The 14,553-nt window shown below is 43.2% G+C and carries 20 protein-coding genes; 16 read left to right on the top strand and 4 right to left on the bottom strand.

Going from position 1 to position 14,553, the window contains the following annotated elements; all coding sequences use genetic code 11:
• The first annotated feature begins 8 nt into the window (after nucleotides 1–8).
• The 6 genes from rpmJ (at nucleotide 9) to rplQ (ending at nucleotide 3,081) form a co-directional block, all read left to right on the top strand.
• On the top strand, nucleotides 9–125 hold the full coding sequence (rpmJ, locus tag LU297_RS03400) for a 50S ribosomal protein L36 (RefSeq protein WP_036364264.1): 117 nt from the start codon (nucleotides 9–11) through the stop codon (nucleotides 123–125).
• A gap of 126 nt (nucleotides 126–251) precedes the next feature.
• Nucleotides 252–608: a 30S ribosomal protein S13 gene (rpsM, locus tag LU297_RS03395; protein WP_263077017.1), complete on the top strand. Its 357-nt coding sequence runs from the start codon at nucleotides 252–254 to the stop codon at nucleotides 606–608.
• Nucleotides 609–628: 20 nt separating this feature from the next.
• Entirely contained in the window at nucleotides 629–1,021 is a 393-nt protein-coding gene (rpsK, locus tag LU297_RS03390; protein ID WP_263077016.1) for a 30S ribosomal protein S11, read from the top strand.
• Nucleotides 1,022–1,033: 12 nt separating this feature from the next.
• On the top strand, nucleotides 1,034–1,675 hold the full coding sequence (gene rpsD, locus LU297_RS03385; protein ID WP_263077015.1) for a 30S ribosomal protein S4: 642 nt from the start codon (nucleotides 1,034–1,036) through the stop codon (nucleotides 1,673–1,675).
• 23 nt (nucleotides 1,676–1,698) lie between these two features.
• On the top strand, nucleotides 1,699–2,703 hold the full coding sequence (locus LU297_RS03380) for a DNA-directed RNA polymerase subunit alpha (RefSeq protein ID WP_263077014.1): 1,005 nt from the start codon (nucleotides 1,699–1,701) through the stop codon (nucleotides 2,701–2,703).
• A gap of 18 nt (nucleotides 2,704–2,721) precedes the next feature.
• Complete coding sequence (gene rplQ, locus LU297_RS03375) at nucleotides 2,722–3,081, top strand: 50S ribosomal protein L17 (protein ID WP_263077012.1); 360 nt, start codon at nucleotides 2,722–2,724, stop codon at nucleotides 3,079–3,081.
• A 79-nt stretch (nucleotides 3,082–3,160) separates the two neighbouring features.
• On the opposite strand, the gene LU297_RS03370 is transcribed toward rplQ, so the two are convergent.
• Both LU297_RS03370 and LU297_RS03365 read right to left on the bottom strand, forming a co-directional pair.
• Nucleotides 3,161–3,766, bottom strand: a complete 606-nt coding sequence (locus LU297_RS03370) for a Sua5/YciO/YrdC/YwlC family protein (RefSeq protein ID WP_263077011.1) — start codon at nucleotides 3,764–3,766, stop codon at nucleotides 3,161–3,163.
• Nucleotides 3,767–3,775: 9 nt separating this feature from the next.
• Entirely contained in the window at nucleotides 3,776–4,510 is a 735-nt protein-coding gene (locus LU297_RS03365) for an elongation factor P hydroxylase (RefSeq protein WP_349773720.1), read from the bottom strand.
• Nucleotides 4,511–4,646: 136 nt separating this feature from the next.
• Here LU297_RS03365 and LU297_RS03360 point away from each other — a divergent pair, with 136 nt between their 5' ends.
• The 7 genes from LU297_RS03360 (at nucleotide 4,647) to lysM (ending at nucleotide 9,291) form a co-directional block, all read left to right on the top strand.
• Entirely contained in the window at nucleotides 4,647–5,186 is a 540-nt protein-coding gene (locus tag LU297_RS03360; protein WP_263077010.1) for a YceD family protein, read from the top strand.
• Between the two features lie 246 nt (nucleotides 5,187–5,432).
• Nucleotides 5,433–5,615, top strand: coding sequence for a 50S ribosomal protein L32 (rpmF, locus tag LU297_RS03355; protein WP_003656952.1), 183 nt, complete (start codon nucleotides 5,433–5,435; stop codon nucleotides 5,613–5,615).
• Between the two features lie 171 nt (nucleotides 5,616–5,786).
• The gene (gene fabD, locus LU297_RS03350) at nucleotides 5,787–6,746 is read left to right on the top strand and encodes an ACP S-malonyltransferase (RefSeq protein ID WP_263076998.1); all 960 of its coding nucleotides are present in this window, start codon (nucleotides 5,787–5,789) and stop codon (nucleotides 6,744–6,746) included.
• Complete coding sequence (gene fabG, locus LU297_RS03345) at nucleotides 6,743–7,471, top strand: 3-oxoacyl-ACP reductase FabG (RefSeq protein ID WP_263076997.1); 729 nt, start codon at nucleotides 6,743–6,745, stop codon at nucleotides 7,469–7,471. Before fabD ends, fabG begins: the two co-directional genes overlap by 4 nt.
• Nucleotides 7,472–7,649: 178 nt before the next feature.
• Nucleotides 7,650–7,883: an acyl carrier protein gene (gene acpP / locus LU297_RS03340; protein WP_263076996.1), complete on the top strand. Its 234-nt coding sequence runs from the start codon at nucleotides 7,650–7,652 to the stop codon at nucleotides 7,881–7,883.
• A gap of 73 nt (nucleotides 7,884–7,956) precedes the next feature.
• Nucleotides 7,957–8,628 (top strand): hypothetical protein, encoded by a 672-nt coding sequence (locus LU297_RS03335; protein WP_263076995.1) that lies wholly within the window; start codon nucleotides 7,957–7,959, stop codon nucleotides 8,626–8,628.
• A 168-nt stretch (nucleotides 8,629–8,796) separates the two neighbouring features.
• Nucleotides 8,797–9,291: a peptidoglycan-binding protein LysM gene (gene lysM / locus LU297_RS03330; protein WP_263076994.1), complete on the top strand. Its 495-nt coding sequence runs from the start codon at nucleotides 8,797–8,799 to the stop codon at nucleotides 9,289–9,291.
• Nucleotides 9,292–9,330: 39 nt separating this feature from the next.
• Here the strand turns inward: lysM and queG are convergent, their stop codons facing one another.
• A complete protein-coding gene (queG, locus tag LU297_RS03325; protein WP_263076992.1) occupies nucleotides 9,331–10,470 on the bottom strand; it encodes a tRNA epoxyqueuosine(34) reductase QueG in 1,140 nt (379 codons plus the stop codon).
• Nucleotides 10,467–10,835 (bottom strand): hypothetical protein, encoded by a 369-nt coding sequence (locus tag LU297_RS03320; RefSeq protein WP_263076991.1) that lies wholly within the window; start codon nucleotides 10,833–10,835, stop codon nucleotides 10,467–10,469. The genes queG and LU297_RS03320 overlap by 4 nt, the downstream gene beginning before the upstream one ends.
• Before the next feature lie 516 nt (nucleotides 10,836–11,351).
• Between LU297_RS03320 and LU297_RS03315 the strand changes: the two genes are divergently transcribed.
• The 3 genes from LU297_RS03315 to LU297_RS03305 are packed head-to-tail and all read left to right on the top strand — an operon-like array spanning nucleotide 11,352 to nucleotide 14,537.
• Entirely contained in the window at nucleotides 11,352–13,076 is a 1,725-nt protein-coding gene (locus LU297_RS03315; RefSeq protein ID WP_263077318.1) for an acetolactate synthase 3 large subunit, read from the top strand.
• Nucleotides 13,076–13,591: an acetolactate synthase small subunit gene (gene ilvN, locus LU297_RS03310; RefSeq protein ID WP_263076990.1), complete on the top strand. Its 516-nt coding sequence runs from the start codon at nucleotides 13,076–13,078 to the stop codon at nucleotides 13,589–13,591. The genes LU297_RS03315 and ilvN overlap by 1 nt, the downstream gene beginning before the upstream one ends.
• Before the next feature lie 52 nt (nucleotides 13,592–13,643).
• Nucleotides 13,644–14,537: a DMT family transporter gene (locus LU297_RS03305; RefSeq protein ID WP_263076989.1), complete on the top strand. Its 894-nt coding sequence runs from the start codon at nucleotides 13,644–13,646 to the stop codon at nucleotides 14,535–14,537.
• Nucleotides 14,538–14,553: the final 16 nt, after the last annotated feature.

Genomic DNA, 14,553 nt, shown 5'->3' with positions numbered 1-14,553 from the left:
AGCATGACATGAAAGTTCAAGCATCTGTAAAAAAAATCTGCGGTAGCTGCAAAATTGTACGCCGCAAAGGCAAGGTTCTAGTAATTTGCAGCTCAGAGCCTCGTCATAAACAGCGTCAAGGTTAATATTTACAAATTAATACTTGATATTTGGTAGCGGATAATGTATTATCCGCTTCTTGCCATACTATCGTTTTGATAGTGGTTAAACTTAGCAAATGATTGTACATTTGTGCTAATGGAGAGAAATCAATGGCTCGTATTGCCGGTGTAAACATTCCGGACAACAAACACGCTGTGATTTCGCTAACTTATATTTTTGGTATCGGTCGTACCACTGCTAAGAAAATCTTAGCAACTGTTGGTATCGCCGAAACTACCAAAATTGGTCAGTTAGATGATTCACAACTGGATGCTGTTCGTGCAGAAGTTGCAAACTACACTGTTGAAGGTGACCTTCGTCGTGAAGTTTCAATGAACATTAAGCGTTTGGTAGATTTGGGTTGCTATCGCGGTCTTCGTCACCGTCGTGGTCTGCCTGTTAATGGCCAACGCACTAAAACTAACGCGCGTACCCGTAAAGGTCCACGCAAAGCAATTAAAAAGTAACTAACTTAGGAAGCTAAAAGATGGCAAAAGACACTCGTAGCCGCAAAAAAGTGGCTCGTCGTTCGGTATCTGAAGGTATCGCCCATATTCATGCGTCTTTTAATAACACCATTGTAACGATTACTGATCGTCAAGGTAATGCATTGGCTTGGGCCACTTCTGGTGGACAAGGCTTCCGTGGTTCACGCAAGTCTACGCCGTTTGCAGCACAGGTTGCTGCTGAAGTTGCTGGTAAAGCAGCACAAGAAGCTTACGGTGTGAAGAATCTTGATGTCTTGGTTAAAGGTCCAGGACCAGGTCGTGAGTCTGCGGTTCGTGCATTAGGTGCATTGGGTTATAAAATTAACAGCATCAGCGATGTCACACCAATTCCACACAACGGCTGCCGCCCACCGAAGAAGCGCCGCGTTTAAGGAGATAGACTTATGGCCCGTTATATTGGTCCAAAATTAAAATTGTCTCGCCGTGAAGGTACTGACCTGCAATTAAAATCAGGCGTAAAACCTTTTGATGTCAAGACAAAGAAAGCAGGTCGTGTACCTGGTCAGCATGGCAACAGCCAAAACAAAACTTCTGAATACGCATCACAGCTTCGTGAGAAACAAAAAGTCAAACGCATGTATGGTGTGTTAGAGCGTCAATTCTCAAACTACTATAAAGAAGCTGCTCGTCAAAAAGGTGCAACAGGCGAAAACTTGCTTGTTACATTGGAGCGTCGTTTGGATAACGTTGTTTATCGTATGGGCTTTGGCTCAACTCGTGCAGAAGCACGTCAGTTGGTTAGCCACCGTGCAATCTTGCTTAAAAAAGCAGGTCGTGATGAATTTGTTCGTGTAAACATTCCATCAATCCAAGTTCAAGATGGTGATGTGATTGCTGTACACGAAAAGTCAAAAGAACAACTTCGTATTAAAAACGCAGTTGAATTGGCAGTACAACGCGGTATTCCAGCATGGTTGGAAGTTGATCACAGCAAACTACAAGGTACTTTCAAAACCGCACCAGAGCGTAGCGAATTGCCTGCTGAAATCAACGAAAACTTGATTGTTGAGCTATATTCTAAATAATCCGAACTAAATCGAGGTGAACCATGACAAATGCAACTGAGTTTCTTACACCGAACGCAATCAATGTGGATACGGTTAATGAAACAACTGCTAAGGTCACGCTCGAGCCGTTAGAAAGAGGCTTTGGGCATACTTTAGGTAATGCCCTACGCCGTATTCTACTTTCTTCTTTGTCAGGTGCTGCGGTTGTTGAAGCAGAGATTGAAGGTGTTGATCATGAGTATTCAACATTGGAAGGTCTGCAAGAAGATGTGTTGGATTTGCTATTGAATCTAAAATCTTTGGCAATCATTCTGCACGATCAAACCGAAGCTTATCTGACTTTGGATAAAAAAGGTGCAGGCGTAGTAACGGCTGCTGACCTAGAATTGCCACACAATGTTGAAATTGCAAACCCAAATTTGGTGCTTGGCACACTGAGTGAGCGAGGACACCTAAAAATGCGTTTGCGTGTGGTGACTGGTCGTGGTTATGAGCCTGCAAATCAGCGTCGTGAAGATGCTAACTCTAAAACCATTGGTCGTTTAAAACTTGACGCAAGTTTTAGCCCAATCCTAAGAGTGGCGTACGATGTTGAGAATGCTCGTGTTGAGCAGCGTACTGATTTGGACAAGCTAATCATTGAGCTTGAAACAAACGGTACCATCGACCCAGAAGAGGCAATTCGTAAAGCTGCAACTATCTTGCAACAACAAATTGCAATTTTTGTGGATTTGGAAGCTGAAGAAACACCAGAGCCAATCAAAGAAAAAGAAGAGATTGATCCAATACTGCTTCGTCCAGTAGATGATCTTGAATTGACGGTTCGTTCGGCAAACTGTTTGAAAGCTGAAAACATTTATTACATCGGCGATTTGGTACAGCGTTCAGAAACTGAACTCTTAAAAACACCAAATCTAGGTAAGAAATCATTAACCGAAATCAAAGATGTGCTTGCATCGAAAGGTTTGGAGCTTGGTATGCGTTTAGACAACTGGCCACCAAGCGATTTGCGTGTTGATGATCGCTTTTCTTATCGTAGCCGCTAATTTTTAAGGATACTGACCATGCGACATCGTAAAAGCGGAGTCAAGCTGGGTCGCACCAGCAGCCATCGTAAGGCCATGTTCCAAAACATGACTAATTCATTGTTTGAACATGAACTTATCAAAACCACTTTGCCAAAAGCAAAAGAGCTACGCCGTGTAGCTGAGCCATTGATTACTTTGGCAAAAGAAGATAGCGTTGCTAATCGCCGTTTGGCATTTAGCCGCACTCGTAACAAGGCAACCGTTGGTAAGCTATTTACTGAACTAGGACCTCGTTACCAAAATCGTCCAGGCGGTTACTTGCGTATCATCAAGTGCGGTTTCCGTGATGGCGATAATGCACCTATGGCATATGTAGAATTGGTAGATCGCCCATAATCTATCCAATGATGAAAAACCCTGATTTTAATCAGGGTTTTTTGTTATGATAACTTGGATTTTTATTTGTACTGCTGGTTTATTCTAGTATTGCCTTGCCTTGATGAACGATGGTATATTCCTCTGAGGTTAAATCTATTAGGGTGTTTGCTTGATTTGACCGCTCATCAGTGCTGATAAAAATCTCTGCTAGTTGTTCAAATGCCATCTCAATCTGATAAGGCATGAGGCATTCTTCTTGGTTATCCATCAGTAGTATAACGCCAGCCAATGCTAAGTTTGCTTCATCTGCTAGGTTTTGCATGATGGCCTCTTGAATAAAAGCAATACCGACACTTTTTTGCTTATCGTCAATGAGTTTTTTGGGTGTGTTTTTATTGGCAGGCAAAACAAATCGCATGGATTGATTGCTGTTGTTTTTTAGGATTTTGTGTTGTTGATTGTCAATTTGCACATATTCAGATGCCTGACTGATGTTTTGACATAGCAAGCAAGGTGGGTTGTTGATTTGTTGTGAGGCAAATTGTGTCAGCTTTTCTAGTGCTTTATTGGACGACAGATTGGCAATCAACCAATAATTGGGGCCATTTGGACAGATAATCAACTGATGATTTTGCAAGGCTTCGACAGCTTGCTTTATCAATCTTGGCTGTGGGTTTTCTGGGTGAATGTATAGAGTTTGCATATAATTCCTTCAAAAATTCGTGTGCTGATAATCAGGGTGTTGGCATAAGTTTAAAAAGAACCAAAGTAGGCGTTTGGCATCGCTGGGCAGTGAGTGTGGGTTATGTAAATAATCGCAAGCTTGCTCAAAAACATCTTGTGCAAAGGTGCTTTGACTGGTGTCAAAGTTGGCATTGAGATTATCTTGTGACACATAAAAATAGCGACCTGTTGCCAAAGTCAGCAAGCATTCGATGGCTTGTGGCTTGATTTCTACTTGCTCAAAAAGTCGTTGAGTGTCTTGATTGCGTCCGTCCGCCTCATACCAATAGCCAAAATCATTTAAGGTGCGTCTGCGTTTTCCTGCCACACACCAATGACTGATTTCATGTAGGCAGCTGGCAAAAAATCCATGTGCAAATTCAATGCGAGCAGGTTGATTGCTTGTTGCAGGAAAATATTCTGGTTCATCGTGACCACGCACCAAAATGGTGGGCATTTGGGCAAGTTTTGTATCGCCAAATAATTGGTTAAATAAACGAATCAGCCAGTCAGTCAAGGCTTTTTCATCGTCATGTTGCTTAATCTGCTGCCACTCTTGTCGATATTGACAAAAATTATCCTGCAATAAGGGCGTAACAGCTGTAAGTATGTCAGGGTGTTGATGAAAATGATGCCAAGCCAGCAAATGCTGCCGATGTGTCGGTGCTGGTGCATTATTGATTTGAGCGTTGGGCGATAAATGGCGAAAATCTACGGATTGCATGGGTATTGAGATGATAAAAAAGATATTATTATAACCAATGGTGCTAATTTTGCCAATTTATTGCTTAATGATGGATAAAATTGCTTTAAATTTTGGGCAAGATATGAAATAATGATGTTTTAAAAATGCGATACGAATGATGACCGATTATCCAGAAAATTCAACAATGCCAGCCAATATCATGTTTGAAAAATGGGCAGATATTGGTTTTGAGTGGCGTGGCGAGCTATCGACTGATGAATTAAGTAGATTGTCCGCCCAGTTGATACAAAGTAGCCTTTTGCAAGTGACTTGCCGTCTGTATCGTGCCGAGCAAGTGCTTTGGCTGCAATATCAAGTGGATGGTGAAGTTCAGCTGGCTTGTCAGCGATGTCTTGAACCACAGGCTGACACTGTTGCTGGCGAATATCGTTTGGCTTTACTTTGGAGCGAAGATGATGTTGCCAAAATCAATGGTGCAGAGTATGTGCTGGTTGATGAAGTGCTGACTGGCGAAGGGCGTAGATTATTGCCCATCAAGGATTTGTTAGAAGATGAATTGATTTTGGCATTGCCATTATCGCCACGCCACGATGATTGTGAGCTGTATGTGGACCATGTTGGTGAGGAAATCGAGGAAGAAGTAAGCGATAATCCGTTCGCCGCTTTGGCAGCATTAAAAGGTCGTCTTTCCTAAAAATTGATAAAACGACCTGATTTTTGGTAAACTTTGTGAAAAAATTCAAGCAAATTGTGAAAAGTTTTGTAAATTTTTCATTTTAGGCTTTGAAATTTGTGAAGTTTTTGCGTATAATACAGCGTTTATTGTGCATAGGTCTGATGATGGACGGCGATTGATGCTTAATCGCATTGACACAAGACGCACTTTTTCAGTTTTTTGTAATGGGCAGTTTCGCCCAGCTGATGTTATTTAGGAGCTATCATGGCAGTTCAACAAAACCGCAAGAGTCGCTCACGCCGTGACATGCGTCGTTCACACGACCATATCGCTATTGCTGAGCTAAGCATTGATTCTACTACTGGCGAAAAACACCTTCGCCACCACGCGACCAAAGACGGTTTTTACCGTGGTCGTCAGCTATTCAAAGTTAGCCAAGACAGCTAATTTGAATTGTTGCAAAAAACCAAGCCTTGTTGCTTGGTTTTTTTATTGTCTGTGCGATGAAGATTTTTTGGAAAGCAAATAATTTAGGTAAACAAATGTTTATTTTTGTGATAGAATGGCGAGCAGTTTTATTTGCTTTTTATCGGATTTAAAATAATCATCAGGTGATTTATGGCAGAAGATATGATTGATGTCGCCAAAAGAGTGGCAGTCGTGTTCCCTGGACAGGGTTCACAAAGTATTGGCATGATGGATGAGCTTGCTGAGCATTATCCTGTGGTGAAAGAGACTTTTGATGAGGCAAGTGAGGCGTTAGGCTTTGACTTGTGGGCAATCACGCATGATGAAAGCAAGCTGAATTTAACCCAATATACACAGCCTGCTTTATTGGTGGCAAGTGTTGCGATTTGGCGAATCATCGAGCCAATCTTGGCAGCACAGCACATCAAACCTTTGTATCTGGCTGGACATTCTTTGGGTGAATATAGTGCTTTGGTGGCGGCTGGCTCATTATCGCTACAAGATGCTGCTAAGCTCGTGCATGAGCGAGGTCGTTTGATGACCGATGCAGTTGCTGGCATGGATACGCAGATGGCGGCGGTGCTTGGATTGGAAGATGAGCAAGTATCAAGCCTATGCGAAGAAGTAAAAAGCGATGTTGGTAGTGTCAATGCTGCCAATTTTAACAGTCCAGGTCAGGTAGTGATTGCAGGCACGGCGTTGGGTGTGTCGAGTGTATTGTCAGCGGTAGAAGGGTTGGGCAAAAAGGCTGTGCCACTTAAAGTCTCTGTACCGTCACATTGCGAATTGATGACGCCTGCCAGCGAAAAATTGGGCGAGCTTTTATCGCAAACACAGTTTGGCAAACCACAGATTGCTGTCATTCAAAACCGTCACGCTAAGGCACATCAAGACCTTGCCGAGATTAAAACTGCTTTGACAGAACAATTATCAATGCCAGTACAATGGGCAAAGACCATGCAAAAATTGGCAGAACAAAAAATCGAAGTCATCATTGAGTGTGGACCTGGTAATGTCTTATCAAATCTGGCAAAACGCCAAGCCACGCCATTAACGGCATTGCCAACGGACAAAGTAGCACGACTTGAAAAATTGGAGAATTTGGTATGAGTAGAAAGATTGTTTTGGTCACGGGTGCAAGTCGTGGTATTGGCAAGGCGATTGCTCAGCGTTTTGCCGATGAAGGGCATTTTGTGATTGGTACAGCCACCAGCGAAAAAGGTGCAGAAGCCATCAGCGAATATCTGAGCGAGTCTGGCGGCATTGGGCGAGTGCTTGATGTTTGTAGCATGGAAGACATTGATAAATTATTTGAAGAGATTGATAGCGTGTATGGCGGTATCAATATTTTGGTCAATAATGCAGGCATCACCAAAGATGGTTTGCTAATGCGTATGAAAGATGAGGACTGGGATAGTGTGATTGATACCAATCTTAGTGCCATTTATCGCATGAGCAAAAAAGCCATTCGTGCCATGATGAAAGCTCGCTATGGTCGTATCATCAACATCACTTCGGTGGTTGGTCAAATGGGCAATGCAGGTCAGACCAACTACGCTGCCACTAAGGCTGGTGTGGAAGGATTTAGTCGTGCATTGGCTCGTGAGATTGGTTCTCGTGGCATTACCGTCAACTGTATCGCACCTGGTTTCATCGAAACAGACATGACCGAAGAGCTTGATGAACGCTTGCTAAATTCCATGCTTGATGCTGTACCAATGGGTCGCATGGGTCAGCCAGAAGAGATTGCTGCTGCTGCATCATTTTTGGCAAGTGATGAAGCAAGCTACATCACAGGCACGGTGCTTGCGGTCAATGGCGGTATGTATATGTGATTTTTGGCATTACAAAAATCATTGACAAAGCCGTATTTTGTGATTATCATTATAAAAAAGTGTACACCTGTATCATAAAACTTGCTATTCATGGGCAAATGGTATATGATACAGCCATCAATTTTTACCACGCCCAACATGAGCATAATGCTAGGGCTAATACTTTTAAGGAAACATCATGAGCGACATCGAAGCAAAAGTAAAAGACGCAGTAGCAGAGCAATTGGGTCTAAGTGTTGATGAAATCAAAAACGAAGCGTCTTTTATGGACGATTTGGGTGCAGATTCATTGGATTTGGTTGAGCTGGTTATGGCTTTTGAAAGCAGCTTTGGCATCACCATTCCTGATGAAGATTCAGCAGAATTGACTACCGTTCAAAAAGCCATCGACTATGTATCGAAAAAAATCTAATAGATTTTTACTAGTCCATAAGCCATTTTAAGTAATTAAAATGGCTTTTCTTTGGTAAAATTTTAATGTACCTATGAAATACTGTTTAAACTCTTTTGTGGTATTGGCGACCAGCTGTGCGTTGTTTGCCTGCCAGTCGCCAGCAGATGAGCCAGCCCAAGCAAATGTTGGTAAGACTATCCAAAACAACACCAAGCAAGTCAATAGCAATCAAGAGCAAGCATTGTTAGGCGATGCGACCACAACAGATGGGCAAAAATCACAGCAAGCAACACAGGATTTGTCAAAAAATCCAGTCGAGCAACAGCCTTTGTACGATGTGGAGCTTGTCATCACGCAAGAAAATGCCATTGGCTTATCCGAAGCTCTTAATCAGCATAACGACCCCAATTATGGCGATATGTATATCACGCACAAGCCGTATCGTATCGTGGTGCTGTTCACAGATGCAGACACGCCCAAGCGTCAAGCGTGGTTTGCTAGATTACCCACCAAGCTCAAAAAACAAGCCGTGTTAAAGACAAGTAAATACAGTATAGCAACTGCCGACAAAGGCATGAACCAAATATCTGGTCAGCTTATGCAAGCTGGTGTGGATTTTGCTGGTGGATTTGATGTGCAAATGCAGGTTTTTCATATTTCTGTATCGCCTGAAAAATACGATATTGCCAAGCAAGCAATGGCAGGGCTTGATTTTGTTCAAGATATTCGTCTGGTGGGGCAGGGCTTGCCAGTCAGCGAGTGAACACAAGGATAACTGGTTGTAGAATTGTGTGATAAAAAGCGACAAATCATAACATTTTTACCATCAAACCCATCTATGATTGTGCAGATTTTTTCTTTATGATGATTGATGTTGCTTGATGATGGGCATCGGGCATTTACAAGATGATTTACCAAAAAGGAGATACAGATGGGTATTTTTAGTTTTGCCAAAGACATTGGCGATAAGATTTTTAATCGCAACAAATCAGAACAAGCCCCTGCTGAGCAACCAACTGCAACCCCTGCTTCTACTGAGCCTACCGCTCAGGAGATTGCCAACCTACTACTTGCTCGTATCCAAGAGCAAAATGTGAACATCAGCGGTCTAAAAGTCAGCTACGATGGTCAGACAGATACTGCCACTTTGGCAGGTGTTGCCAAGACCCAAGAAGACCGTGAGCGTGCCAGATTGGCAGTGGGTAATGTGCAGCATGTGGCGACTGTGGTTGATGACATCGAAGTAGAGACTCCTGCGGACGAATCCCGTTTCTATACAGTCAAGGCGGGCGACAACCTATCAAAAATCTCCAAAGAAATGTATGGCGATGCCAATCAATACATGAAGATTTTTGATGCTAATAAGCCAATGCTAAGCCACCCTGATAAAATCTATGTAGGTCAAGTGCTTCGCATTCCTGCCTAATGATTGACAAAAAAATCCCCAAACTATCTTGGGGATTTTTTATTGTTCATGGTTTAGCTCATTGATTGCCCAGATGATATGTTCATCAAGCATCTCGCTGATGCCAAGCCTATTTTGTAGGCTTAGGACTAATTTGGATTTATCATTAGGCTGACTATTGCCCAAAGCGATGGCGGTGTTGCGAAGTAAATTTAGATAGCCTGTGCGTCTTAGTGGCGACCCTTCGGTGTTGTTTAAAAAAGTGGCTTCGTCCCACTGCCAAACATCTAACAAAGTGATGTCATCAAGCCCGTGTCTGGGTGCATAATCTGGCACAACAGCCAGCTTGGCATAGCGATTCCATGGGCAAATCAGCTGGCAGTCATCACACCCAAAGATACGATTGCCGATGGCTTTGCGATATTTGACATCGATACTGCCTTTATGCTCAATGGTCAAATAAGAAATACAAGCCCCTGCATCCAATACATGGGGTTCAATGATGGCTTTGGTGGGGCAGACATCAATGCAAGCAGTACAGCTACCGCAATGAGCCTTAGTGAGTGTGCTTTTGTTAGGCTCGGCTAAGTCTAAGCTGATGAACAGCTCGCCCAGATTAAAAAAAGAACCCCCTTGACGATTGATGAGCAAAGTATGCTTGCCTGTCCAGCCAAGTCCTGCTTTTTCTGCCAACGAGCGTTCAAAAATCGGAGCTGAATCACTAAATGGTCGAAAGATGAAAGGCTTGTCCGCTCCGATGTTAAGATGTTGCCAGTTGGGCAGTTCTTGTTCGATGGCTTTGGCAAGTTGTTTGAGCTTTTGTCTTAATGTTTTGTGATAATCTCGCCCACGAGCATAGCGAGCGATGATGGCGTGATTGGGGCGTTCATTATCCTCGATGCTGCGTCTTTTGGGTGTGCTGGTCAGATAGTCCATACGCACGCTGATGATGGTTTTGGCACCATCGACCAGCTTATGTGGATTGGCACGCAGTTCGTGATTGTCGTGCATAAAATCAAGTGTGCCATGAAGTCCTTTGTCCAGCCATGCTTTTAGGGCAGCAGTTTGCTCAGCAAAAATAGGGTGATGTACGCTGATAAAACCACAATCAGAAAATCCAAGCTCAATCGCTTTTTGATGAATCCAAGCCCTGACTGCTGATACTTCGTCTGGCAGATGTTGTACAGGAATGCGATTCATTGGGATTGGCACTGAGCGGATAGAGTTTGGCGGATTTGATGTTTGGCTTGTTCGATTTGGGCAGCATTGAGCAGTTTTTGATTGCCTTGTGCGTCAATCTCATGGATTTGCCCGCCCGATGAGAGAGTGGCAAGCTGTTTGTTTAAATTTTGACAAAACGCTTGATTGGCGTGTTGATTTGCCTGCTTGGGTAAAAAAATCGTCATCGGTTCAAAAGCTGTGCCAATGGGCGGTGTCTGCGTATAGCGAGCCTCGCCAAACTTTCCAAGGCTTTGGTAGATGGTCAGATTGTCGGTATTGCCAGCGTGACAAAATAGCATGGCAGGCAAAAGCGTGATTAAAAATTTGGATAATGGCGTGTGCATGAATGAATTTTTTGGTCAAGTTGCGTGTATTTTAGCAAAAGATGCCATCAAGCAGTCGTTAAATTTGCCCATTTTATATAAAAAATTGTTTGGTTACAAAAATTTTTCAAAACATCTTGGCAAGAAAGGTTTTTTGGGGTAAGATAGTTGGCGTTGATAATCCATCTGTGGTTTATCAAAAAACAAAGTCGGCGTAATCATTTATCAGATGTTGCGCTTGGACTGTGGACATCGCCAAATTACCGTTTGTTGATTTAAAGCAGTTCATTGCCAGAGCTTATCGGCTTGCAAGACGACAGAAAATCATCTTTTTACTTCCTGTCAAAGCTGGATTTTCTAGCTTCTTGCCTTGCTACATCTGTCGCTGACTTCGATTTTGGTATGCCATTCGTCTGTGAATTGTCTGATTGATTTGGACAAAAAAGGATGTAACTTATGACCCAAACCACTCCAACAAAAGATGCCACTTCGCATTTTCATGAAACCCAAGCACGCCTAGCTCGTGGCGAAACTGTCATGATGTCTGGTGCTGAGATGCTGGTTCAGGCACTCATTGACCAAGAAGTTGAATATATTTTTGGTTATCCAGGCGGTGCGGTTTTGCACATTTATGATGCGTTGTTTAAGCAAGATAAGATTGAGCATATTTTGGTGCGTCATGAGCAAGCCGCAGGGCATATGGCGGACGCATACAGTCGTACCACTGGCAAGACTGGCGTGGTGCTGGCAACCTCAGGTCCTGGTGCAACCAATACGGTTACTGCCATTGCCACAGCTTATATGGATTCAATTCCGATGGTGGTGCTGTCTGGACAAGTGCCATCGCATTTGATTGGCGATGATGCGTTCCAAGAGTGCGATATGGTCGGTATTTCTCGTCCGATTGTTAAGCATAGTTTTCAGGTTCGCCACGCTGCTGAAATTCCAGCTGTCATCAAAAAAGCATTTTATATCGCAGGCTCTGGCAGACCTGGACCTGTGGTGGTGGATATTCCAAAAGACACGACTAATCCAAGCGAAAAGTTTGAATATGTGATGCCACAAAGCGTCAATATGCGTTCATATCAGCCAACCAATAAAGGTCATGGCGGTCAAATCAAAAAAGCCATCGAGACACTATTGGCTGCCAAACGCCCTGTGCTATATTCTGGCGGTGGCGTGATTTTGGGCAATGCCAGCCAAGAGCTTCGCACATTGGCAGACATGCTCAAACTACCTGTTACGAATACGCTGATGGGGCTGGGGGCTTATCCTGGCTCAGGCGAGCAGTTTATTGGTATGTTGGGCATGCATGGCACTTATGAAGCCAACATGACCATGCATCATGCTGATGTGATTTTGGCGATTGGTGCTAGATTTGATGACCGTGTAACCAATAATGTCAAAAAATTCTGCCCCAATGCAACCATCATTCACATTGATGTTGACCCAGCCAGCATTTCAAAAACCATCACGGCACACATTCCGATTGTTGGCGATGTCAAACTGGTCTTGACCGAGATGCTGTCTCAACTTGCCCAAATTGAGAAACGAATCGATGAACATGCACTTAGTGATTGGTGGCAACAGATTAACGAATGGCGAAAACGCCACGGATTGCGTTATGGCGATATCAGCAATGGCGAAGAAATTCACGCCATCAAACCACAACATGTGGTGGAGACTTTGTGCAAATTGACAGATGGTAAAGCCATCATTACCTCAGATGTTGGTCAGCACCAGATGTTTGCCGCTTTGTATTATAAATATGATGAACCACGCCAATGGCTCAATTCTGGTGGTCTTGGCACGATGGGTGTGGGCTTGCCGTATGCGATGGCGGCAAAACTGGCTCGCCCTGAAAAAACCGTGGTGTGTATCACGGGCGAGGGTTCGATTCAGATGAATATCCAAGAGTTATCAACCTGCTTGCAGTACAATTTGCCTGTCAAAATCCTAAACCTAAACAATGCTCAGCTTGGCATGGTCAAACAGTGGCAAGATATGCTGTATGAAGGTCGTCATGCCCAAAGTTATATGAAATCACTGCCTGATTTTGTCAAACTTGCTGAAAGTTATGGGCATAAAGGTGTTAAGATTACCAATCCTGATACGATGGAGGAGGAGCTAAAAGAAGCGTTGGCAATGGACGGCTTGGTGTTCATCGATGTGTATGTGGATAAAGGAGAGCATGTCTATCCAATGCAAGTAGCAGGACAGTCAATGCGTGATATGTGGCTATCAAAAGGGGAGCGTACCTAATGGCAAATCAACAACATAAACATTTGATTTCTGTTTTGATGGAAAATGAAGCAGGTTCGCTGTCTCGTGTGGTTGGTCTATTTTCTCAAAGGGGCTATAACATTGACACGCTGAATGTGGCAGCCACTGATGACCCAACCATTTCTCGATTGACTTTGACCACCATCACCACCAATGATAAAATCGAGCAAATCACCAAGCAGCTGCATAAGCTGATTGAGGTGGTAAAAGTACAAAATCTATCAGAGCTGAGCGATGGCAAGCAAATCGAGCGTGAACTTATGCTGGTCAAAGTGCGAGCCACAGGGTCAGGTCGTGAAGAAATCAAACGCAGTGCTGATATTTTCCGTGCCCAAATCGTTGATGTCGGTCCAAATATCTATACCATTCTCATCACAGGCGATGCTGCCAAATTGGACGGTTTTATCGATGTGATTGGTCGAGATAAAATCTTGGAAGTGGTGCGAAGTGGCGTGATTGGCATTGCACGAGGCGAGCGAACGCTAAGCCTATAAGTTTGCCAAAATGCGTCAATGAAGATTTAATGCCAGCTAAGCCAAAGAGTTAATGGATAGGGCGTTGGGGATTGATGTGAAGGCATTGGTAAGACCAGAAATTTTTGCTCTTTTGGCAGCGATTATCAATGGGTCTATTGGCATATTTACCAGACTTGCCTTTGAGTTTGATGATAAATTATCCCCTGTTGCCTTGGCTTTTTGGAAATGCTTTCTTGCTTTTTTAATCATATGTTTGATTGGTTTTGGCAATCGACAGACAAAGCAAGAAATCATACGCCATTCAAAGCACTGGTATCAATTTGCTTTATTGGGATTTTTGGGGATTTTTTGCCTGTATTTCTTTGAAACTTGGGCATTTTATCACGCTTCTATCCCTTTGGTGTCGTTTTTAACTTATGCAGCAGGCGGGGTAACGGTCTTTTTATCGGTTTTTTTAAAAGAACGGCTCACCCTCAATAAAGTAGCAGCGTTTTTTAGTATCATGGCTGGCGTCTGTTGTTTGCTGTTATTTGAAAGCGATGTGCATGGCGGTTATCTGGGCTTTATTTTGGCGTTGCTTGGTGGTCTTGGCTATGCGTTATTTATATTCATCTCAAAGTTATTAAAAGTCGGTGGTGGTGTCGCCCAGCTTTTTTGGTTATTTGCTTTTGGCAGTCTTTATCTGTCAGTGCCTTATTTTTGGGATTTTTATTTACCAAACGGCATGGCGTGGCTGATGATTATTTGCCTTGTGCTATTACCAACCATTGGGGGATTTTACTTGACCACCAAAGCCATTGAATATGGCGAGGCAAGCAAGGTTCAGATTATTGAAACCAGCGACCCATTATTCGCCACACTATTGGCGTTAATAGTTTTTGGTGATGTGTTAAGTGCCACTGGGTATATTGGCTCATTATTGATTTTTATTGGTATCATCATGATGATGAAATCATCAAAATAATTTTTACATGATATGT

Origin of the sequence: Moraxella nasicaprae, assembly GCF_025643275.1 — a bacterium.
Classification (GTDB): Bacteria; Pseudomonadota; Gammaproteobacteria; order Pseudomonadales; family Moraxellaceae; genus Moraxella; species Moraxella nasicaprae.
This window is presented reverse-complemented; position numbering and strand designations above follow the sequence as displayed.